We start from the raw sequence: 24,791 nt of genomic DNA on the forward strand, positions 1-24,791 counted from the left end.
GCTAAATCCATAATAATGATGGAATTAGCTTTATTTTGTGGTTTAAAATTTTACTAAAAGTTGTTTAAATGATAATGCTGTTGTATAATAAGTCAAAGTATAGAGAATATAAATAATGAGAACATTTGTTTTTGTTATTAGCTTTTGTTATAATAATCATATTAAATAGTGAACAACGTATATTATAAAATTTTGGAGGAATCATATGGAGAACATAGAGGAAAAAGTGCAAGTCTATGATGTTACAGCATTGACTTCCTTAGAAAAGTTAGAACCGGTTCGTGTAAGGCCAGGTATGTATATAGGTTCTACGGGAATTAAAGGATTGCATCATTGTATATGGGAAGTACTAGATAATGCCATAGATGAGATATCCAATGGTTTTGGAAATAAAGCCACTATAATTTTAAATAAGGATAAGAGTGTAACAGTAGTGGATAATGGTAGAGGAATACCTACTGGAATGCATCCTACAAAGAAAAAATCAGGGGTGGAGATGGTATTTACTGAACTACATACTGGTGGAAAGTTTAATAATGATGTATATAAAACTTCAGGTGGACTTCATGGTGTTGGAGCTGCTGTAGTTAACGCTCTTTCAAAATGGCTTGAAGTTGAAGTAAGACAAAATGGTCATATATATAAACAAAGATTTGAAAATGCCTACGATAAGACAGTAAAAAGAGAAATGCCTGGAACACCTGTAACACAACTGAAAATAATTGGAGATACAACAGAAACTGGTACAAATGTAACCTTTATGCCAGATTCAGAAGTTTTTTCAACTACAGACTTTAAATTCGATGTAATAGATGAAAGACTTCAGGAATTGGCTTTTCAGAATAAAGGAATAACACTAAAGCTTATTGATGATAGAAAAGAGGAAGTAGTAGAAAAGGAATATCACTCAGAGAGAGGACTTCTTGACTTTATAGATTACTTAAATGAAAGCAAAACTACACTACACAATCCTCCTATATTATTTGAAGGAGAAAGAGAAGTAAATGGTTTGAATATGTATGGTGAAGTATGTATTCAATTTACTGATTCTACTACTGAGTATATTGCCAGTTATGTAAATAATATCCCTACAACAGAATCAGGAACCCATGAAAGTGGCTTTAAGACTGGAATGACAAGAGCCTTTAAGGAATGGGCTAAAAAGCTAAACTTAGTGAAGGAAAAGGATAAAGAGTTTGAAGGTGATGACCTAAGAGAAGGTATGACTGCTATAGTAAGAATTAAGATAAGCAATCCTATATTCGAAGGTCAAACTAAAACAAAGCTTGGAAATACAGAAGCCTATACTATGATGAATGATTTAGCATATACTAGGTTTTCTGAATGGATAGAGGATAATAAGGAGACTGCAGGATCATTAATAAATAATGCAGTAGAAGCAGCAGCAAGAAGAGAAAAGATAAAGAAAATAAACGAAGCAGAAAAGAAAAAGATAGGAAAAGGTACAGCACCTCTAGCAGGAAAAATAGCGGTATGTACTTTAAAAGATTCCTCTGTTTGTGAGTTCATCGTAGTTGAGGGAGATTCAGCGGGAGGTTCTGCAAAACAGGCAAGGGATAGAAGATTCCAGACTATAATGCCTTCTAAAGGTAAAATTATGAATACTGAAAAGCAAAAGTTAGAAAATGTACTCGGAAGTGAAGAACTAAAAATATTTAATACTGCTATTGGAACAGGAGTATTGGATAACTATAACGAGGCTGATTTGAAATATGACAAGATAATTATCTTGTCAGATGCGGATGTAGACGGGTACCATATTAGAACACTATGGATGACATATATCTATAGATACATGAGACCACTGATTGCCAACGGACATCTTTATTTGGCGCAACCACCTTTATATAAAGTATACAAGCAAGGAAAAGGTGGAGAGGTATCAAAATATGCCTATAGTGATGAAGAATTGGAAAAGGCAAAGAAAGAGATTGGCAAGGGCAATTTGATACAGAGATACAAAGGATTAGGAGAAATGAATCCAGAACAGCTCTGGCAGACAACGCTAAATCCAGAGACAAGAACTCTTCATCAAATTACTATAGAGGATGCAGCAAAGGCGGAAAAAATGGTGTCTCTTCTTATGGGAGAGGTAGTAGCTCCTAGAAAGAGCTACATGTATAAATATGCCGAGTTTTAATATGTGTATTGAAAAAGATAATAACTACAAGATAAACAGGAGGATTATGTATGTCTAAGAAAATAATAGTTCCTCGTGACAAAAATATAGTAAAAGTTTCTATTGAAGAAGCTATGCCAGATAACTATCTTCCTTATGCAGTAGAGGTTGCTAAGGATAGAGCGCTTCCAGATGTACGTGATGGACTTAAGCCTGTGCACAGAAGAATAATATATGGTTCATATATGCTTAAGGCTTTTCCTGATAAGCCTTATTATAAATCAGCTAGAATAGTGGGGGATATCCTAGGTAAATACCATCCGCATGGAGATACTTCTGTCTATGATGCTATGGTAATACTTGCACAGGATTTTACTACAAGAAAGCCATTAATAGATGGACAAGGAAATTGGGGATCTATGGATGGGGACAGTGCGGCGGCAATGCGTTACACTGAAGCAAGATTAACACCTATTGCCATGGAAATGATTAGGGATATAGATAAAGGAGTAGTTAATATGGTAGATAACTACTCCAACTCTGAAAAAGAACCAGAGGTTTTGCCAGCTAGATATCCAAACCTACTTGTAAATGGAGCTTTTGGAATAGCAGTAGGACTTGCTACAAATATACCGCCGCATAATTTAGGGGAAGTAATAGATGCTTCCATAGCTTGTATGGATAATCCGGAGATAAATACAAAGGAGCTTATGCATTACATAAAAGGACCGGACCTTCCTACTGGCGGAATTATAATAGGTAAGAATTCTATGCTGTCTGCATATGAAACTGGAGAAGGTAGAGTTACTTTAAGAGCAAAAACTTTCATAGAACGATTGGAAAGTGGAAGACTAGGAATTGTAATAACTGAATTTCCTTATAGAAGAAGTAAAGCAAAGCTTCTTCAAATTATATCAGAAATGACAGCTGACAAAAAACACTCAAAGGCTTTAGAGGCTATTTCGGATATAAGAGACGAATCCGATAGAACTGGAGTTAGGGCTGTAATAGAGTTTAGAAAATCTGCAGATGAAGATGTTGTAGACAAAGTACTTAAATACTTATTTAAAAGAACGGATTTACAATGTAATATTTCGTATAATATGGTTGCTATAGCAGAAGGAAAACCTCAAACTTTAGGACTTAAGCCTATACTTCATCATTACATAAATCATCAAAAGGAAGTAGTAACAAAAAGAACAGAGAGAGAACTTGAAATAGCAGAGAAAAGATTTCATGTAGTTGAAGGTTTCATAAAGGCTATAGGTATAATGGATCAGATTATAGAGACTATAAGAGCCTCTAAGTCTAAAAAAGATGCAGGTAAGAATCTTATGGATAAGTTTGGATTTACTGAAATTCAGGCTGAAGCTATACTAGAGCTTATGCTTTACAGACTTACAGGTCTTGAAATTGTAGCCTTTGAAAAGGAACATAAAGAGCTTGAACGACAAATAAAAAAGCTTAAGAAGATACTTGGAAGTGAAAAAGAGCTTTTAAGTGTAATAAAAAAAGAACTTTTAGAAATAAAAGAAAGATTTGCTGATAATAGAAAAACAGTTATAGTTGAAAATGACGAAGAAGCTAAAATAGACATAGAAGAGCTTATAGTAGAGGAAGATATAGTGATCACTATGTCAAATGAAGGCTTCATAAAGAGAATTCCTGTAAAAACCTATAATCGTCTAAATACAGGTGTTGAAGATATCGAATATAGAGAAGGAGACTTTAATAAATTTCTTATAAATTCTAATACAAAAAACAGTTTAATGTTCTTTACTGATAAGGGAAATATGTATCAAAGTAAAGGGATAAATATTCCAGAGTTTAAATGGAAAGAAAAAGGGGAAAGACTAGATAGCTTAATAAGAGGTCTAGATTTATCGCAAGAGAAAATAATAGCATTTTACTCTATAGATAATTTAGCTGCTCAAAAGGATTTTATATTCTTTACTAGCAGTGGGTGTATGAAGAAGACGGGTATAGATAAGTTTAATACAAACTATACAAAAATCATGGCACTAAAGTTGAAAGGTGAAGAAAATCTTCTAGAAGTTAAATTAGTAGATAGAGATAGAGAAGAAAAGTTTATTAATATAGTAACTGAAAAAGGACTGAATTTTACAATTGAGGAACCCAAAATAGAAGCAGCAGATAGAGGGATAATAAATACCCAGTTGTTTAATTTATCCTTAAGTGATAGAGTCACTGAAGTAGATTTTACAGAAGAATTTTCATATAAAGCCTTTAGTGTAACTATAGATAAACAAGGAATAATTAAAATATCAGATAAACAAGTGAGTCGAGGCAGGAGTACTTTTACTAATTCATCTAGCAGGATATTAGTATTTTCAAGTGATGGAAATGTATTTTCAGTACCGGCGGTAATGCTTCAAAATTTAGGTCAAAAGAGTATAAATATAAATGAAATTTGGGATAACATTGATCAAAATAAAATTTTAAGTATAATTTCAGTTAGCAACTTTGAAGAAGCTGGATGTATATACTTCTTTACTAAAAAAGGAATGGTAAAGAAAACAGCTTTAAGTGAATTTAAAGGTGAGTATCTTAAAACTGTTGGATATAAATTCAAATCCGATACAGACAGTTTGATAAGTGTAAAATATATTAAAGGTAATGACGAAGAAATTCTATTAATAACTAAAAAGGCAATGGCTATTAGATTTAGTGGAGAAAGTGTAAGCTTCATGGGAAAAATAGCTGCTGGTGTAACTGGTATAAGTCTTAAAGATGATGATGAGGTAATTTATGCTGATATACTTAATAATGTAGGAAATTTAGAAAAGAATGTTTTAATAAAATCAAAGTATAATGAGCAAAAGACAAATGTTGAAGATATTAAACTTCAAAATAGAGCAGGAAGAGGAAAAAACCTAATGTTATTGGTTATGGATGATAACATAATGGAAGTGAAATAGTTTACTTAGAGTTTAAGATTTATCAATATTTGCAGCAAAATTACTTTTTAATTACTTATATAAATAAAAAAGTAGCGAGATAAAAATATTGTGAAAAATGAATGCGTTAGAAGTCAAAACTTGCATTATTTATCGAGAGTTAGATAATTTTTTAACAAAAATAAAATAAAAGTATTTTTATCTTGCAATTTTAAAACATTTCAGCTATAATTTAATTAAAGATTATAAAGATGGCAGAGATTTGGAGAGCCGTATTTTAAAAAATCATTTTTTATGATTATGATTTTTTTAAGGTACGGCTTTTTTGTTATCTTAATAATTACCTTTGACGTAATCGGTTACAAGAGGAGACTAAAAATTATTCAAAATTTTTAATTTAGGGGGGTATCAAAATGTCACATTTTATGGCAGAATTTCTAGGAACAATGATCCTAATTTTACTTGGAGATGGTGTTGTTGCTAACTGTTTACTAAACAAAAGTAAAGGACAAAATGGAGGTTGGATGGTTATAACTACTGGATGGGCTTTTGCTGTTGGACTACCTGCTTTCATATTTGGTGGTATCAGTGGTGCTCATTTTAATCCAGCATTAACAATAGCATTGGCTGCTATTGGTAAATTTCCAGCTGCAGAGGTGCCGACATACATTATAGCACAAATGTTAGGCGCTATTGTGGGAGCTGCTTTAGTATGGTTAACTTATTTACCGCACTGGGCAGAAACAGATGATAAGGGAGCTAAATTGGGTATATTCTGTACAGGCCCTGCAATAAGAAACTTACCATCAAACTTTTTAACTGAAGTAATTGCTACATTCATGCTTGTATTTATAATTTTAGGAATTGGTACAGTAAAAGCAGCAGATGGTCTTTCAATAGGTGTTGTAACTGCATTGATTTGGGGTTTAGGTTTATCACTTGGTGGACCAACAGGATATGCTTTAAATCCAGCAAGAGACTTAGGACCAAGAATAGCACATGCCATACTACCTATAGCTGGTAAAGGTGATTCAGACTGGTCATACTCATGGGTTCCAGTTTTAGGGCCAGTAGTTGGTGCAATTTTAGCTGGATTAGTATTTGTATCAGTATTTTAATAGAATTTAAATTAGGGGTATAATCTTGGGGCTCATTAAATAATTTAATTTAAGCTTGAAACGAATATCAAAGATGATAAAATTATATACTATACTATTAAATTTAAAGTTTAAAGGAGTCCTGAGGATGAAAAACCTAAAAGAGATATTGGTAGAGAACCCGATTATAGCAGCAATAAGGAACGATAAAGATTTAAAAAAGGCATTACAAAGTAAAGCTTCTATAGTGTTTGTACTTTATGGAGATGTTATAAACATAGCCAAAGTATGCAAAATGCTAGAGGAAAAAGGAAAAATTGTTTTTGTACATGTAGATTTTATTGATGGTTTAAAGGGAGATTCAGCAGGTATAAAATTTATAAAAGAATTTGCCAAACCCCATGGAATAATAAGCACTAAAGCTTCAAATATTAAGTGCGGCAATAATATAGGATTATATACTATTCAAAGACTTTTTGTGATAGATTCACTTTCATTAAATACAGGCATAAATAATATTCAAGAAAATAAACCAAATGCAGTAGAAGTTATGCCTGGTGTTGCAAGTAAAATAATAAGCTCTTTAGAACAAAAGGTACATGTACCAATAATCGCTGGAGGGCTAATAAAAAATAAAAAAGATGTAATGGATTCATTGGCAGCAGGAGCAATAGCTATATCTACTACAGCAGATGCTCTGTGGGATTTGTAAACAAAATTAAACCCTGATCAGATGGAGGTGTAAAAGCCTCTGCCTGATATTTGTGGAATCGATAACAATAAAAAAGTATGTAGAGGAGAGAGATTAATTATGGCAAAGTATATTATGGCATTAGATCAAGGAACAACAAGTTCAAGATGTATTCTATTCAATGAAAAGGGATTAATAGTAAGTGTAGCTCAAAAAGAATTTAAACAAATATATCCTGAAGCAGGTTGGGTTGAGCATGACCCAATGGAAATATGGGCTACTCAATTTAGTGTTGCATCAGAAGCATTATTAAAGGCAAATATACAAGCAACTGATATAGCAGCTATAGGAATTACAAATCAAAGAGAAACAACAGTAGTTTGGGATAGAAGAACTGGTCTTCCAATCTATAATGCAATAGTATGGCAGTGTAGAAGAACATCTGCTGTTTGCGATGAATTAAAAGCAAAAGGCTTTGACAAAGTTATTAAAGAGAAAACAGGCTTAATCTTAGATGCATATTTCTCAGGAACAAAAGTTAAGTGGATACTTGATAATGTACCAGGAGCAAGAAAAGAAGCTGAAGCTGGAAATCTAGTTTTTGGTAATATAGACACTTGGCTTATGTGGAACTTAACAAAAGGAAAAGTACATGTAACTGATTATACAAATGCATCAAGAACAATGCTTTATAATATACATGAATTAAAATGGGATAAGGAATTATTAGAAGAACTTAACATACCAGAATCAATGCTTCCGGAAGTAAAACCATCAAGCTGCGTATATGGTGAAACTGACCCAGCATTATTCGGTTCTGCAATTCCAATAGCAGGAGATGCAGGAGATCAACAAGCGGCATTATTTGGACAAACTTGCTTTAAACCTGGTACAGCTAAAAATACTTATGGAACAGGCTGCTTCCTACTTATGAATACAGGAGAAAAAGCAGTTGAATCTAAGAATGGACTGTTAACAACTATAGCTGTTGGTATAGATGGAAAAGTAGAATATGCTCTTGAAGGAAGTATCTTTATAGGAGGAGCTTCAATACAATGGCTTAGAGATGAGCTTAGAATGATAAAGTCTGCTCCAGAATCAGAAAAATATTGTACTGCTGTGGAAGATACAAATGGAGTTTATTTAGTACCAGCCTTTGTTGGACTTGGTGCTCCGTATTGGGATCAATATGCAAGAGGAACTATTGTTGGTTTAACAAGAGGAACTAAGAAAGAACACTTTGTAAGAGCTACAGTAGAATCCTTAGCATACCAAACATATGATGTATTAAAAGCTATGCAGGAAGACTCAGGAATAGAGCTTAAAGCTTTAAAAGTAGATGGTGGAGCATGTGCTAATAACTTCTTAATGCAGTTCCAATCTGATATATTAGATGTTCAAGTTGATAGACCAGAAGTTATAGAAACTACTGCTTTAGGTGCAGCATACCTTGCTGGTATCGCAGTAGGCTATTGGAAGGATAGAGATGATGTAGCTAAGAACTGGGCTATATCAAAGAATTTTGAAGCTAACATGGCAGAAGAAAGAAGAGTTGAGTTATTAAAAGGCTGGCATGAAGCTGTAAATAGATCAATGGGATGGGCTAAATAGTAAAAAACTCTAATTAAATATAAGAGATAGCAAACCTCTGTGGCTGGCAGATCCGTAGTGTTCTGTCAGTCTTCACTTAAAGAACAACCTCTAATACTGGCTCAACTTTAAAAAGGCCATTTTTTTCAATGCTTCCTTTGGAAGCTGAAAAAAATGAAGCCTTTTTAAAATCGCCAGTATAAGAGGTTGTAATCTTTTGTTCAAAGCTGACTGCCACACTACACACCTATCAGCCACACAGGTTAAAAATTTCTTGATTTAATGAAATTATTTAAGTAACTTGGGGGATGACTATGAAGAAAACGAGGATAATTATTATAGAGAGCATTGGTATTATTTGTTTAAATCTATGTTTATTTCTAGTTGGAGGGATTAATTTTAATTCTATGTGGATGCTAACAGCTGGAAGTATTCTAATTATAACATTATGTATGTACTTCTTAGGTTGGGAGACTAAAGAAAAGATAGACGAAAAGCAGACTGAGATTTATAAGAAAGAAGAACATTATGAACAAATATCTTTAACTTGGCAGACTATAGGTTTTGATATTCAGCAGCTTCTATGGTTGTGTAAGGATAGTATGAAAACACTATCAAATTTAGTTAAAGTTGCCTATGAGGTGGAAAAGTACAGTGAACAAAATAATGCTAGTACTGAAGAAATAAATGCGGGGATTAATGAATTTGTTAGTATAACAGAAAAACTTAATAATGATTTAATTGCAATGGAGGAGGATTCTAAAAAATCTTCTGAACTATTGAAAAATAATAAAGAATCTATGGAAGATATCGGGGGGCATTTAACCAGTTTAGGTATCAGCATGGAGGAGGTTTCGGAGGGGAACTTAAAATTAAAAGATTCGTCAAAAAAAATTACTGACTTTGTACAATATATAAGAGAAATATCTAGTCAAACAAATCTATTAGCATTAAATGCATCTATTGAGGCTGCTAGAGCAGGAGAATCCGGAAAAGGTTTTGCAGTAGTAGCTGAGGAGATAAGAAAATTATCAGAAGAAACAGAAAATGCCGTTGTACAGATTGAAGGAATAGTTAAAGAAATAATGATTGAGGTAAATGAATCTAACAAATCAATAATCAGTTTTAGAGAAAGAATTGAGGAATTCCAAATTTCCGCTAAAGAGTCGTTTAAATTAGTATCACAACTTGAATGCATAGTAAAGACAACAGTAGAGTCAATATTAAATTTAAGAAATATGTCTACAGAACAGGTTGCCACTTCTAATGAGATGGAAGTGGCAGTTAATACAGTGGCGTCTGCAGTTGAAAGAACCTATAATGTGGCTTGTGAGTCTATAAAAATGGTAGATTTGCAGGAAAATAAAAATAATGCTCTATTAAGCTATTGTAATAAATTAAGCAGCACAGCAGACTATATTCAGGAAATATTATCAAAGCTAAAGAAAGATAATGAAATAATATTTGGAGTGAATCCTTTTACTGACCCAGAAAACATAAAAAATATGTATGTTCCCGTACTTGAGAGAATATGCCAAAGTATAGGCTATAAGGCAAGTGTAATTATAGTAAAAGATTATGATGCTTTAAAAAGCTACATAGAAAAAAATATTATTGATATAGGATGGTTTTCACCTTCTGCTTATGTAGATGCACGTGAAAAAGTTAATGTTGTACCTATTGCTACACCAAAAATTAATGGCAAAACATCCTATAACGGATACATAATAGTGAAAAAAGATAGTGAAATTAAAAATATAAATGACTTAAAAGACAAATCCTTTGGCTATGTAGATAAAAAAAGTGCTTCGGGATATTTATATGCTAGGCATATATTAAAACAAAATAACATAAATCCAGATACAATTTTTAAAAATACTTCATTTTTAGGAAGTCATGATAATGTAATAAATGCAGTCCTATCAGGAGAAATTGACGCTGGAGCTACTTATAATGAAGCACTGGATAATGTTCAAAGAAATGGTGTAGATATAAGCAATATAAAAATAATTGCACAAACACAAGATATACCTAAGGATGCTATTGCGGCAAGTTCTAAATTAGATACAAAACTGATAAATAGGCTTCAGAAAGCTTTTGAGGAGTTTAATGACTTTCAGGGGATAAATACTATAGTAACAGGTTTTACAGCTGCACAGGACTGCAATTATGATGTTATAAGAGATATTATGCTATAATAGGGGATAAAGATATTTGAAATAAAATAACCGGCAGGTATGCTAGTATATTTTATTTCAGATGCCTAATATATTAAAAAAGAAGGGTGATTAACTATGAAAAAAGCAATAGTTTTACTTGCAAAGGGCTTTGAAGAGGTTGAAGCTCTTACTGTAGTTGATGTTTTAAGAAGGGGAGGAGTTCACTGCATAACTTGCTCTATTGATGGCTCAGAAGAAGTCTTAGGCTCTCACAGTATACATGTAAAAGCTAACAATTTAATAGAAAAAGTTGATGTAGATAAATATGATGCATTAGTTATTCCTGGAGGGATGCCTGGGGCTGCTAATTTAAGAGATAGTGAAAAAGTTATTGAGCTTGTGAAAAAGTTTAATGCTGAAGACAAGATTTTAGCAGCTATATGTGCTGGGCCAATAGTCTTAGGGAGGGCAGGAGTGATAGAAGGTAAAAAGGTTACATCTTATCCAGGTTTTGAAGGAGAGTTGGGCGCAGTAACATATTGTAAGGATATTGTGGCTCAGGATGGTAATATTATAACAAGTAGAGGACCTGCAACTGCTATGTATTTTTCATTTAAAATACTAGAGAACTTAGCAGATAGGAAAACTGTTGACGATTTAAAAGAAGCTATGCTTGTGAAATTTGTGGAAGATGAACAAAAGAAATTGTTAATAAAAGATGTACATTTTTCATAATTAGAAGAGTTTGAAAATATTGATATTTAACTTATATTAAGCATTACTGCAAAAAACAACTAAAATATAAACTTTTTATGAATAAACAGAAAAATTTAAGCCAAAATACATGAAAAATATGACTTTATAGGATTATGCTAAAACTTAAAGATAATATATAATCATTCCATACCTAAAAAGTTTATAAAAATTTAATTTTTAGAGGTGTGGACAATGGAAATAAAATTGGGAAGATTATTAATAGGCAAATCTCTAAAGACAGATGATTTGAAAGATGAAAAATTAAATATATTTTGGGGATTGCCTATTTTATCCAGTGATGCTATATCTTCTGTAGCATATGCTGGAGAGGAAATATTATGGGTGCTTATACCTGTACTTGGGATACTGTCCTATAAGTATATGTTTTTGGCATCTCTTTGTATTGTGTTTTTAATGTTTATGGTCACTCTTTCCTATAAACAAACTATAGACGCATACCCGGGGGAGGCGGTTCTTATATTGTAGCAAAGGACAATTTAGGGACAATCCCTGGATTAATAGCAGGTGCGTCACTGACTATAGGATATATACTTACTGTTGCTGTTAGTGCTTCAGCAGGAACAGCTGCTATAACATCTGCAATACCGCAGCTTTTAGACCATAAAGTTGCTATAACTGTGTTTTTGATAGTTTTTATGATTATTGGAAATCTTAGAGGAGTTAGAGAGTCTTCTAAAGTCTTCGGGATACCAACATATTTATTTTTGATAGCTATAATAACTATGATTATTTGGGGTGTTTTTAAAGTTAAGGTTTTGGGATATACACCAGCGCCTGTCTATGATATACCAAAGATTACTGGAGATATAACATTACTTCTGTTTATAAGGGCTTTTTCTTCAGGATGTACAGCCTTAACAGGTATTGAAGCAGTAAGTAATGGAGTACCAAATTTCAAAGATCCTTGTCAAAAAAATGCAAAGATAGTTCTAGGTCTTCTTTCGGTAGTGGTATTTGTAGTATTTGGAGGCCTGGCTTATTTAGCAACCCTTTACCATGCGGTTCCCACTCATGAGGTAACTGTAGTGGCTCAGATTGCTTCACAGGTATTTGGTACAAATATATTTTTCTATGTAATTCAGGCAACTACAGCTATTATACTTATAATGGCAAGTAATACTGCCTTTGCGGGATTACCTTTACTTCTTGCGTATATAGCTAAAGATGGATTTGTTCCAAGGCAGTTTACTAAGAGAGGAAAAAGACTCGGATATTCAAATGGAATTATAGCATTAGGTATTGTATCAATTATATTAGTTATAATATTTAGAGGGGATACTCATTATTTGTTACCATTATATGCAGTAGGGGTATTTGTATCCTTTACACTGTCTCAATGGGGAATGTTTATAAGATGGTCTAGAACTAAGGAAAGTGGTTGGAGACATAAAGCAGCAATAAATGGAGTAGGAGCTTTTATAACTTTTGCTACAGCAATAATACTTGGAATAACAAAATTTACAAGTGGTGCATGGGTAGTATTCATAGTTACACCAATGTTTGTGTATTTCATGCTTCGTATAAAAAAACATTATTCAGAAGTAGCAAGACAGTTAAAGTTGTGTATAAATGAAAAACCTAAACAGATAAATTTAGCAGAACAAAAGAGATATGTTATAGTTCCTATAGATACTTTAAATAAATCTTTCTTAAAGGCATTAAACTATGCTAGGACTATATCAGATAATATTATAGTTTTTCATGTGTCTGTAGATGATGAAGCTACAGAAAAACTTTGTAAAAAGTGGGACGAATATAGCGTTGGAATTCCTATAGTTGTAAGGAAATCACCTTATAGGCATATAGTAGGTCCGCTGGTTAAATATATAGAGTCAGAGGAATATGCAGCAGGGCCGATGGATACAGTAACAGTTGTAATACCTCAATTTGTAGTTACGAAGTGGTGGGGAAATATACTTCACAATCAAACTTCATTATTCATTAAGACAATGCTTTTAAAGAGAAGAAATATTGCGATGATTACTATACCATATATAATTGAAGAGTAGTATTATATAAAGAGGGGACAAGTCTCCTCTTTATTTTTATAGGTAGATAAGGGAATAGGGATGTAAAATCCTCTACTCCCCATTTAGATAGTAGGGAGGATATATGAAAAAATATATATTAAATAATAGAGTTAAACTAATATATGAATTTAGAAGCTCAGATATAACATCTTTTTGTATAGGATTTAATGCTGGGGCTTTAGAAGAGGTATATGGATTTAAAATGGGAACTGCTCATGCGGTGGAACACATGGTATCAAAGGGAACCAAAACAAGAAGTGAAGAGCAAATTAATAAGTTATGTGATAAGATATTTGGATTTGAAAATGCTATGACTAACTTTCCATATGTAGTTTACTATGGTACATCTCTTTCAGAGGATTTTGAAAGAGGATTAGAACTTTATTCTGATATAATTTTAAACCCTATATTTCCTGAAGAAGGTTTTAAAGAAGAAATGGATATTATAATGGAAGAATGGAAAGAGTGGAGTGATGATATATATCAACATTGTGAGGATAGCTTACTTTATAATTCATTTAATAAAAAAAGAATCAAAAACTTGATAATTGGTGAGTTGGACAGTATAAAAGAAATTACATTAAAAGATATAAAAGAATTTTATAAAAGATATTATTCTCCTGAAAACTGTGTTATAAGCATTTGTTCATTCTTACCTTTTGATGAAGTGCTTGCTATAGTGAAAAGGTATTTTGAAAAATGGAATAAGGAATTTAAAGGAATTACAAGAGAAGTAAAAGAGACAAATAACCCAGGAATATTTACTGAAAAAGTATTGAATATAAAGGGAGCTAAAATACAATATTTATTTAATATAGATCATTTAGAAGAAGATGAGTTCAAAGCTTTAACATTATTTAACTCTGCCTTTGGTGAAGGTACTAGCGGTATGTTATATGAAGAAATTAGAACGAAAAATGCACTTGCTTATGATCTTGGTAGTCTTATTAAAAATGAAAGAGGAATAAAGTTTTTTACTATTAACATGGGTACCTCAGTAGAAAATATAGAGAAAGCTTTAGCAATAACAAATAATAAAATAGAGGAGATTAAAAAATCTTCAGGATATTTTAATGAAGAAAAGATAAGGGATTTAAGCAAAAGCATAAAATTAAAAAGGCAGCTTAAGCTTGAAAAATCTATTCAGCTTTGCAAAGAACTAACTACCTATGAACTTATGTATGGAAGTGCTGAAAAAGTTTATGAAGAAGTGGAAAATTTAGAGTATATTGGTGAACAAAAAATACTAGAAGTTATAAATAAAGTCCTGAAGAATCCAACGATACAAGTCCTAACAAACTAATTGTTATAGAATGCAGCAAAGTGGATAAAATTTATATGTACAGAAGAATATAAGGAGAGAGATATAAAAAATGAAAAAGATACTAACCATTCAGGGTATGAGCTGCATGAACTGTGTAAAACAGGTTCATGATGCATTAATGGAACTCCCAGAAGTAAATTCTGTAAATATAGATATTAGAACAGATACTGTATTTTTGGATGTTAAAGGAAATGTAGACAATGATAAAATTAAAAATGTAGTAGATGATACAGGATATAAAGTGACAGATATACAAAAAGTGTAAATTTCACACTAGCCTTTTTAGGCAATAACTAGATCTAATAGGTCTTAGTTATTGCCCTTTTACTTTTATTTGTAGAAAATACACAATTAATGTAAAACAATTGTAGGATAAATAACAAATTCCTTGTCTCAAGATTATAGTTTACATGTTATAATAAAGTGAAACTTGTTTCGGATATTTATTATGAAATAAGTTGAGGAAAGTAGGTGAAACTTTTTATGGCAAGATGGATGCTAAAACGATGCAGTGCTGACATCAAAGACCTATCTAGGAAAACTAGTATAAGTGAAATTATAATTTCTATTTTAGTAAATAGAGGTATAAAAACTGAGGAAGAAATAATAAAGTTTATGAATCCTAAATTAGAAAATTTACATAATCCAATGATTATGAAGGATATGGATAAAGGCACAGCTATAATAAAAAATGCTATAGAAGAGGGTAAAAAAATTGTTGTATATGGAGATTACGATTGCGACGGCATAATAAGTACATACATTTTATATTCAGCTCTTACGAGAGCTGGTGCTGATGTGAAATATCATATACCTGATAGAATTACTGAAGGTTACGGAATTAACAGCGATAGTATAAAAGTATTAAAGGAAGAAGGCTATGAAGTAATAATTACCTGCGATAACGGTATAGCGGCAATAGAACAAATTAAATTTGCAAAAGAACTGGGGATGACTGTTGTGATAACAGATCACCATGACATACCTTTTGTAACCCTAGAGAACGGAGAAAGGCAGTTTGTGGTTCCAGAAGCGGATGCAGTAATAAATCCAAAGCAGTATGATTGTTCTTACCCATTTAAAATGTTATGTGGAGCAGGAGTAGCTTTTAAATTTGTGCAAGTGCTTTATAAAAATTTTAATATACCAAAAGAAGAAGCCTATGAGTTCATGGAATATGCAGCCATAGGAACTATTTGTGATGTAGTTGATTTAACAGGAGAAAATAGGATAATTGCTAAGATTGGTTTAGGAATGTTAAATTCAACAGCAAATATTGGGATAAAGGCACTAATTAAAGAGACTTCATTAGAAGGTAAAAAATTAAATTCATATCATATAGGTTTTGTTATAGGGCCTTGTATAAATGCAACTGGAAGATTAGAAAGCGCTATCTTAGCTTTAAGGCTTCTTTTATCCATAGAGGAAGAAGAGGCACAGGAGCTTGCTAAAAAACTCCATAATCTAAATAGTGAAAGACAGGATATGACTGTTGACAGTGTAAATAAAATAATTGAAATGATAGAGTGCTCAGAAATGAGAAAGGATAAAGTTCTGGTAGTATACAAACCGGATGTACATGAAAGTATAGCTGGTATTGTTGCTGGGAGACTTAAGGAAAGATATAATGTACCAGCCATAGTACTAACACAAGGTGAAAAAATGCCAAAAGGTTCAGGAAGATCCATAGAAGAGTATAATATGTTTGAGGAGTTAATAAAATGCAAAGAACTAATGGAGAAGTTTGGGGGACATCCATTAGCGGCAGGATTATCTATAAAAGAAGAAAATATTGATTTCTTAAGAAAAGCATTAAATTCTAGCTGTTCTCTGAAAGAGGAGGATATAATACCTAAAATAAGAATTGATAGGCAGCTTCATCTAAATGAAATATCCTTTAAGCTTATTGAAGATATAGAAAAGTTAGAACCTTTTGGTAAAGCTAATTCATCACCAATTTTTGCAGAGAAAAATGTAACTATATTTAGGGTGTATTTAATTGGTAAAGATAAAAATATATTGAAGCTTTTTTGTAGGCCTAATGGAAGCTTTGAAAAACTAGATGCTATATGTTTTGATGGAGGAGAAAAATTTAAAGAAATGATATCAGAGACTTATGGTGAAGAAAAGCTTTTACAAATGTTGAATAATGGTCCCATGGATTTAAAAATGGATTTGATATTTTCACCCTCTATAAATGAATATAATGGAAACATAAGCTTACAATTAGTGGTTAAGGATTTTAGACTTTCTAATGTTTAAATAGAACATACAGTAATTGGTAGAAGGAATTTTGAATTTGGCATAGAATTTCTATAATTATTATATTTTTTGGAAGATTATAGATATGGGGGAAGAACATAGATGCAAAAATCTAAAAGTAATATATTTAAAAGTGGTAATTTGACAGAAAAAATAATAGAATCACTACCTGATTTTGCATATATAACAGATGAAAATGGTAATATAATATATAGTAATAAAAAGGGGCTTGAAATATTATCTAAAATTGAGAAGAGTAGTGCAACTGAAAATTGCTACGATATCTTTTATAAATATGAAACATTTTCTAAAGACGATAAAAAACTAGAATTAGAGGATTTCCCTTTGTATAGATGTCTAGAGTATAAGGAGGAAATTCAAAATTTAAGTTTAAAGGTTAATATCAAAGATCAAATAGTATATGTTTCAGCATCAACATTTCCTTTAATTGAAAATGAGAAGGTAATTGGTGCAGTTATAACTTTTAAAAATGTAACGGAAGACTATTTAGAAAGTTTAAAGATTAAAAATGAAAGACAAAAGTTTTTGGAACTTTCTACAGAATTGAAAGCTAAGTGTGATATTATAGAAATACTAAGAAGCAGGGAAAAAGAACATCTTATGCATTTGAAAGATGTTATTAATAATATTTCAGAAGGAATTTTGGTTTTTGACGAAAATGAAAAATTAAGTTTATGTAATAAAGCTGTTTTTAAAATTTTAGATCTAGGGGCAATAGATTTAGTAAACAATAGAGTAGTTCAAAAATATGAGATAACTCCAATTGAACAAGAAGAGCAGGATTTAAAAAAGATATACAATATGTACTCTAAGAGTAAAAAACCTATGAAAAATGCTACATTTAAATTAAAGGAAAAAAATACATTAGAAGTAAAGTACATAGAAGTTAATACTGCTCCTATAATAAATAAAAATGATGAATTACAGTCTACTATAATGACAATTAAAGATGTTACTGAAATAAAAATTCATCAAATAAATGCAGAAGAGCAGGCAGAATTCGTAAGAAATGTAGTAAACACTGTAAGTGTACCTATAGCTGTAGTAGATTATCCAAGTATAGCTTACAGGCTTACTAATAAAAAGTATGAAGAGATTATGGGACCCGGTGTGCAGGAGTCCTTAAGTGAAGAAAATAACACTGAAGAACAAATTAATGAGAATTTATATGATGTTTTGGAGTTTGTTGGTAAAAAATGCATACCATATACTATGAGTCCTTATAAGGTAAAAGAGTCTAAAGGTGATGAGAGATTCTATAAAATGAAGTTTAAACCCTATAAAAGTAAAGATGATACTACTAGAATTCACATTTATGGATCAGATGTTACTGAAGAGATAAATCATAATATAGAACTTGAAAAAATAACAAAATTAAAAGATGAATTTTTTACTGTGATCTCACATGAGTTAAGAACTCCATTAACTATAATATATTCTTCCCTGCAACTAGCATATGATATTTATAATAGAGAAATAACTCCTAATATGGATAAAACACTTTCTAGAATTAATCAAAATTGTAGCAGATTGTTAAAGTTAATTAATAATATACTTGATATTTCAAAGGCAGAAGCTGGATTTTTAAGCTTAAGCAGCACAGAATTTGATATAGTTGATTTGAGTGAAACTATTGTAAATTCCGCTAACTCTTATGCTGTAAGTAAAGGGATAGAATTAATTTTTGATACAAATGAAGAAGAATGTATTGTAACACTTGATAAGGATAAATATGAAAAAACTTTATTAAATCTGCTGTCTAATGCCATTAAATTTACTCCGGAAGGTAAAAATATTATAGTCTGTTTAAAAATAGAAGAAGATAATTTTTATCTAAGCGTAAAAGATTATGGTGTTGGTATACCAGCAGATAAAATAGAGTCAATCTTTGATAGGTTCTCACAGGTGAATAGTTCTCTTTCAAGAAGGGCAGAAGGAACCGGTATAGGGCTTGCTCTTGTTAAGAAAATCGTAGAATTAATGGGTGGTAAAATAAAAGTAATCAGTGAAGTTGGAATGGGCACAGAATTTATAGTTAAATTTAAAAAAGTATGTGTTAAAACTAATCATGTAAATAGCCATGCTATGCTATTAGAAAATATTGATGATAGAATAAATATAGAGTTTTCAGACATAAACTAGGTATTAGGTTCCACTGGGGTGTTATTAGATCCAATAGGTAATGTTCCAGCGGAATTTTCTATCTACAAAATTAGGGAGGTAAAGTTTTGAAGAAAATAATAATGACAGGTGGAGGTTCTGCAGGGCATGTTACACCAAACTTAGCTCTAGTACCTAAGCTTAAAGAATTAGGTTATGAAATAGAATATATAGGAACAAAAGATGGTATAGAAAGAAAAATAATAGAGGCAGAGAAAATTAAGTATCACATCATAGCTAGTGGAAAGCTTAGAAGATACTTTGATATAAAGAATTTTACTGATCCCTTTAGAATAGTTAAAGGTATACTTCAAGCTATACTTATAATAAGAAGAGTAAAGCCTAATATAGTATTTTCAAAAGGCGGATTCGTGTCAGTACCGGTAGTTATTGCAGCTCATTTTAATAAAATTCCTGTTATAGCTCATGAGTCAGACATGACACCGGGACTGGCAAATAGGCTTTCAGCACCGTACTGTACTAAGGTTTGTGTTACATTTCCTGAGTCTGTAAAAAATATAAAAAATGATAAAGGAGTGCTTACAGGTACACCTATAAGAGAAGAGATTTTAAAAGGAAATAAATCCTTAGGGCGAAAAATATGTGGCTTTGAAGATAGCAAACCGGTACTTCTTATAATAGGTGGAAGTTTGGGTTCCAAATTTATAAACGATACTGTAAGAAAAGTAATAAATGAGTTACTTATGAAGTATAATGTTATACATATATGTGGAAAAGGGAATTTAGATGAAAAACTAAATAATAAAAAGGGATATAAACAGTTTGAATATATAAGTGAAGAACTTCCGCATATAATGAATGCAGCAGATATAGTAATATCGAGAGCAGGAGCTAATGTTATCTATGAATTGCTAGCACTGAAAAAGCCAAACCTATTAATACCTCTTTCGAAAAAGTCCAGCAGAGGGGATCAGATTTTAAATGCAGCTTCCTTTGAAAAAAGAGGTTACAGCATGGTGATTAATGAAGATGACTTAAATGAGACTATACTTTCAGATAAATTAGATCAACTTTATAGAAATAAAGATCAATATATCAGTAGTATGACAGCAAGTCCGATAAAGAACGGAGTAGATGGCATAATCAAAGTTTTAGAACAGTACAGTTTATTAAATAGCTAAATACTGTAATATTCTTATTTTTATTCACAGTGTACAATAATAGGGGCGATGTCTTTACTCTCTTCGTTTTACGTAATAGTTAGTAAACTTATGATACAGAGTTAAAAATTTATTGATACAGATACTTGCAAATTAACGCGACTTTTAGAGAAAGGTAAACCAAAGTAGGATTAAATAGGTTAAAACTACCTATAGATATCAAATTTGAGTTTTACATATTTAAAAATTTGTTGTATAGTAAAATTATACTTTTAATTACATATTTATTTAAGGTATTTTTTTATATTTACTTTAAAAATTGGTGTAAAAACGTTTAATTACTACAAAGTGAGACAAAAATATGTAATTTATACATGTTTCATATACAATGATTGTCGAAAAATTCATTTAATAGAAAGAAAATGTTAAGATAATGAGCTATAAAAATTATACAGCATCACTTATGCTGTGTAATTCTAATTTATAGATAAAATTCAAATTGTAAGAAAGAAGGGGTTTTTTATTATGAGGAAAATGAAGACTATGGATGGAAACACTGCTGCAGCGCATATTTCATATGCATTCACAGATGTAGCTGCTATATTTCCTATAACTCCATCATCACCAATGGCTGAACATGTTGATGAATGGGTAGCTCAAGGAAGAAAGAATATTTTTGGACAATCTGTAAAGGTTATGGAGATGCAATCTGAAGCAGGAGCAGCTGGTGCTGTTCACGGTTCCTTACAAGCTGGGGCATTAACTACTACATATACTGCATCACAAGGTCTTTTACTTATGATACCTAACATGTACAAAATCGCTGGAGAACTTTTACCAGGAGTTTTACATGTATCTGCAAGAGCACTTGCTGCAAACTCACTTAACATATTCGGAGATCACCAAGACGTTATGGCTTGTAGACAAACTGGTTTTGCATTACTTGCAGAAAGTTCAGTACAACAAGTTATGGATTTATCAGCAGTAGCTCACTTAGCAGCAATAAAAGGAAGAGTTCCTTTCTTAAACTTCTTTGATGGATTCAGAACATCACACGAAGTTCAAAAAATTGAAGTTTTAGAATATGATGAATTATCAAAATTAGTTGACATGGATGAAGTAAGTGCTTTCAGAAGAAGAGCGTTAAATCCAGATCATCCAGTAACTCGTGGTACAGCTCAAAACCCAGATATATACTTCCAAGAAAGAGAAGTTTCAAACAAATACTATGAAGCACTTCCAGAAATAGTAGAAGGCTACATGGCTGAAATAACTAAGTTAACAGGAAGAGAATATCACCTATTTAATTATTATGGAGCACCAGATGCTGAAAGAATGATAATAGCAATGGGTTCAGCATGTGACACTATAGAAGAAACAATAGATTACTTAATGGCTAAGGGAGAAAAAGTTGGTTTATTAAATGTTCACTTATATAGACCATTCTCATTAGAGCATTTCTTTAAATATATACCAAAGACTGTTAAGAGCATAGCTGTTCTTGATAGAACAAAAGAACCAGGATCATTAGCAGAACCATTATACTTAGATGTTAAGAATGCATTCTACGGAAAAGAATTCCAACCAGTAATAGTTGGAGGAAGATACGGATTAGGTTCAAAAGACCCTGTTCCAGCACATATTCTTCCAGTATTCGAAAACTTAAAATCAGCAAATCCAAAAGATGGATTTACAATTGGTATAGTTGATGATGTAACTAATACTTCATTACCAGTTGGAGAAGATATAGATGCAACTCCAGCAGGAACTAAAGCTTGTAAGTTCTGGGGTCTTGGATCAGACGGTACTGTTGGAGCAAACAAGAGTGCTATAAAGATCATCGGAGACCACACAGACATGTATGCACAAGGATACTTTGCATATGACTCAAAGAAATCAGGTGGTATAACAGTTTCTCACTTAAGATTTGGTAAGACTCCAATCAAGTCCCCATACTTAATAAACAAAGCTGATTTCGTAGCTTGTCATAATCAATCCTACGTTTATAAATATAACGTATTAGATGGACTAAAGAAGGGTGCTAAATTCTTATTAAATACTGTTTGGACACCAGAAGAAATTGAAGAAAAGTTACCAGCTTCATATAAGAAGTTTATAGCTGAAAACAACATTGAATTCTATACATTAAATGCTGTTAAAATAGCTCAAGAAATTGGTCTTGGCGGAAGAATCAACATGATAATGCAATCAGCATTCTTCAAGCTTGCTAACGTTATTCCAGTTGATGATGCTATCAAATACTTAAAAGATGCAGTTGTAGCTTCTTATGGTAAGAAGGGACAAAAAGTTGTTGATATGAACAACGCTGCTATCGACAAGGGTGTTGAATCAATAGTTAAGATCGAAGTTCCAGCTTCATGGAAGGATGCTGTAGAAGAAGCTGCTGCAACTGTTGAAGTTCCAGAATTCATCAGCAAGATAGTTAACCCAATGAACAGACAAGAAGGAGACAAACTTCCTGTAAGTGCGTTCATAGGAATGGAAGACGGTACATTCCCACAAGGAACAGCGGCTTACGAAAAAAGAGGCGTAGCTATAAACGTTCCAGAATGGAAGATGGACAAGTGTATCCAATGTAACCAATGTGCATTTGTATGCCCACATGCTGCAATAAGACCAGTACTTTTAACTGAAGAAGAAGCAGCAAAAGCTCCAGCTGTATTAGAAAGCAAAGATGCAACAGGTGCTAAGGGTCTTAAATTCCATATGGCAATATCACAACTTGACTGTACAGGATGCGGAAACTGTGCTGACATTTGTCCAGCTAAGGAAAAAGCTCTTGTTATGGAACCACTTGAATCTCAATTAGAAAAGACTCCAGCATGGGATTATGCTATGAAGGTATCACCTAAAGCAAACCCAACAAATAAATTCAGCGTTAAAGGAAGCCAATTCGAGCAACCATTACTTGAGTTCTCAGGTGCATGTGGTGGTTGTATGGAAACTTCATACGCTAAGCTTGTAACACAATTATTTGGTGACAGAATGATGATAGCTAATGCTACTGGATGTTCATCAATTTGGGGAGCATCAGCACCAGCAACTCCATATACTGTTAACCACAGAGGACACGGACCATCATGGGCTAACTCATTATTTGAAGACAATGCTGAGTTTGGTCTTGGAATGTACCTAGGAGTTCAACAAGTAAGAGATAGATTAGCTATGACTGTAAAAGAAGTTCTAGCTGGAGATGCAAGCGCTGAATTAAAAGCAGCTCTTCAAGATTGGTTAGACAACATGAATGCTGGAGAAGGATCAAGAGAAAGAGCTGATAAAGTAGTAGCTGCAATTGAAGCTGCAAACTGTGATTGTGCTAAATTAAAAGAAATATATGAAAACAAAGACTTCTTAGTTAAGAGATCAAACTGGATCTTCGGTGGAGACGGTTGGGCTTATGATATTGGATACGGTGGATTAGATCACGTTCTTGCATCAGGAGAAGATGTAAATGTATTTGTATTTGATACAGAAGTTTACTCAAACACTGGTGGACAGTCTTCAAAAGCTACTCCAACAGCTGCAATAGCTAAATTTGCTGCTAGCGGTAAGCAAACTAAGAAAAAAGACCTTGGTATGATGGCTATGAGCTATGGTTACGTTTATGTAGCACAAGTATCAATGGGTGCTGACAAGAACCAAACATTAAAGGCTATAGCTGAAGCTGAAGCATATCCAGGACCATCATTAATAATCGGATACTCACCATGTATCAACCACGGATTAAGAAATGGTATGGGTAAGAGCCAATTAGAAGGTAAGAAAGCAGTTGAGTGCGGATACTGGGCTATGTACAGATTCAATCCAGCATTAAAAGAAGAGGGAAAGAATCCATTTATCCTAGATTCAAAAGAACCAACAGCAGACTTCAAGGAATTCTTAATGGGCGAAGTAAGATACGCTTCACTTGCTAAACAATTCCCAGAAGCAGCAGATGCATTATTCGAAAAAACTCAAAGAGATGCATTTGAAAGACTTGAAAACTACAAGAAACTTGCAAATCAATAGGTTATAATAAAAAAGATGAAGTGCATTGCGCTTCATCTTTTTAGTTAAGAGTTGAGAGGGAAGAGTTAAGAGCGAAGGAGGATTTTTTATGCTTAAGGCATAAAAAATCTAATAATTAACATATATTGTTTTGCTGAAAGCAAAACAAGGATACTATAAATTGAAAGATTTTTCGAACATAGTGAGAAAAATCAACCATAACTCTCAACTCTTAATTCTTAATTTTTAATTATTTGTGTGTCTTCTTATGTCGTAATATATTTTTTTATGTAATAATAGAATTTAAACAATAAATTTTTTAAAAAACACTTTTATTATTTCGGAATTAAGGTTAAAATTAGAACATATAACAAAAAGGAGGTGAAATACCTGGATTATCTACAAGTTGGTGGTTCATAGAATTATATGACCATATTAGGGTGCATAACAATAAAATTTTTAAGTTTAATTAAAATTGCACACTAAATACTTA

General features: G+C 32.2%; 14 protein-coding genes and 1 pseudogene. 14 read left to right on the top strand and 1 reads right to left on the bottom strand.

All coding sequences use genetic code 11. The annotated features are described in order from the left end of the window. The first annotated feature begins 205 nt into the window (after window positions 1-205). The 5 genes from CLMAG_RS05200 to glpK all read left to right on the top strand — a co-directional run bounded on the left by CLMAG_RS05200 (window position 206) and on the right by glpK (window position 8,457). Entirely contained in the window at window positions 206-2,161 is a 1,956-nt protein-coding gene (locus tag CLMAG_RS05200) for a DNA gyrase/topoisomerase IV subunit B (RefSeq protein WP_066618878.1), read from the top strand. A gap of 50 nt (window positions 2,162-2,211) precedes the next feature. After that, window positions 2,212-5,079, top strand: coding sequence for a DNA topoisomerase IV subunit A (locus CLMAG_RS05205; protein ID WP_066618882.1), 2,868 nt, complete (start codon window positions 2,212-2,214; stop codon window positions 5,077-5,079). 392 nt (window positions 5,080-5,471) lie between these two features. Beyond that, a complete protein-coding gene (locus tag CLMAG_RS05210) occupies window positions 5,472-6,176 on the top strand; it encodes an MIP/aquaporin family protein (protein WP_066618885.1) in 705 nt (234 codons plus the stop codon). Between the two features lie 127 nt (window positions 6,177-6,303). Then, entirely contained in the window at window positions 6,304-6,867 is a 564-nt protein-coding gene (locus CLMAG_RS05215; protein WP_066618890.1) for a glycerol-3-phosphate responsive antiterminator, read from the top strand. Window positions 6,868-6,966: 99 nt separating this feature from the next. Beyond that, window positions 6,967-8,457 carry a glycerol kinase GlpK gene (glpK, locus tag CLMAG_RS05220; protein WP_066618900.1) on the top strand — a complete coding sequence of 497 codons (1,491 nt, stop codon included), beginning with the start codon at window positions 6,967-6,969 and terminating at the stop codon, window positions 8,455-8,457. A gap of 76 nt (window positions 8,458-8,533) precedes the next feature. Here the strand turns inward: glpK and CLMAG_RS32265 are convergent, their stop codons facing one another. Then, entirely contained in the window at window positions 8,534-8,674 is a 141-nt protein-coding gene (locus tag CLMAG_RS32265; protein ID WP_161486931.1) for a hypothetical protein, read from the bottom strand. 76 nt (window positions 8,675-8,750) lie between these two features. Here CLMAG_RS32265 and phnD point away from each other — a divergent pair, with 76 nt between their 5' ends. The 9 genes and pseudogenes from phnD to nifJ all read left to right on the top strand — a co-directional run bounded on the left by phnD (window position 8,751) and on the right by nifJ (window position 24,319). After that, the gene (gene phnD, locus CLMAG_RS05225) at window positions 8,751-10,634 is read left to right on the top strand and encodes a phosphate/phosphite/phosphonate ABC transporter substrate-binding protein (RefSeq protein ID WP_066618901.1); all 1,884 of its coding nucleotides are present in this window, start codon (window positions 8,751-8,753) and stop codon (window positions 10,632-10,634) included. 96 nt (window positions 10,635-10,730) lie between these two features. Continuing rightward, window positions 10,731-11,330, top strand: a complete 600-nt coding sequence (locus tag CLMAG_RS05230; protein WP_066618904.1) for a DJ-1 family glyoxalase III — start codon at window positions 10,731-10,733, stop codon at window positions 11,328-11,330. Window positions 11,331-11,543: 213 nt separating this feature from the next. Further along, window positions 11,544-13,381 (top strand): annotated as a pseudogene (locus tag CLMAG_RS05235) (APC family permease). Window positions 13,382-13,484: 103 nt separating this feature from the next. Next, a complete protein-coding gene (locus CLMAG_RS05240) occupies window positions 13,485-14,705 on the top strand; it encodes a M16 family metallopeptidase (RefSeq protein ID WP_066618906.1) in 1,221 nt (406 codons plus the stop codon). A gap of 70 nt (window positions 14,706-14,775) precedes the next feature. Then, window positions 14,776-14,991: a heavy-metal-associated domain-containing protein gene (locus tag CLMAG_RS05245; protein WP_066618908.1), complete on the top strand. Its 216-nt coding sequence runs from the start codon at window positions 14,776-14,778 to the stop codon at window positions 14,989-14,991. A gap of 218 nt (window positions 14,992-15,209) precedes the next feature. Beyond that, the gene (gene recJ / locus CLMAG_RS05250; RefSeq protein ID WP_066618912.1) at window positions 15,210-16,988 is read left to right on the top strand and encodes a single-stranded-DNA-specific exonuclease RecJ; all 1,779 of its coding nucleotides are present in this window, start codon (window positions 15,210-15,212) and stop codon (window positions 16,986-16,988) included. Between the two features lie 102 nt (window positions 16,989-17,090). Further along, window positions 17,091-19,151, top strand: a complete 2,061-nt coding sequence (locus CLMAG_RS05255; protein WP_066618915.1) for an ATP-binding protein — start codon at window positions 17,091-17,093, stop codon at window positions 19,149-19,151. 101 nt (window positions 19,152-19,252) lie between these two features. Further along, the gene (locus CLMAG_RS05260) at window positions 19,253-20,311 is read left to right on the top strand and encodes an undecaprenyldiphospho-muramoylpentapeptide beta-N-acetylglucosaminyltransferase (protein WP_423231063.1); all 1,059 of its coding nucleotides are present in this window, start codon (window positions 19,253-19,255) and stop codon (window positions 20,309-20,311) included. Between the two features lie 504 nt (window positions 20,312-20,815). Further along, window positions 20,816-24,319 carry a pyruvate:ferredoxin (flavodoxin) oxidoreductase gene (gene nifJ / locus CLMAG_RS05265; RefSeq protein WP_066618925.1) on the top strand — a complete coding sequence of 1,168 codons (3,504 nt, stop codon included), beginning with the start codon at window positions 20,816-20,818 and terminating at the stop codon, window positions 24,317-24,319. Window positions 24,320-24,791: the final 472 nt, after the last annotated feature.

Source organism: Clostridium magnum DSM 2767, assembly GCF_001623875.1.
Taxonomy (GTDB): Bacteria; Bacillota; Clostridia; order Clostridiales; family Clostridiaceae; genus Clostridium_AM; species Clostridium_AM magnum.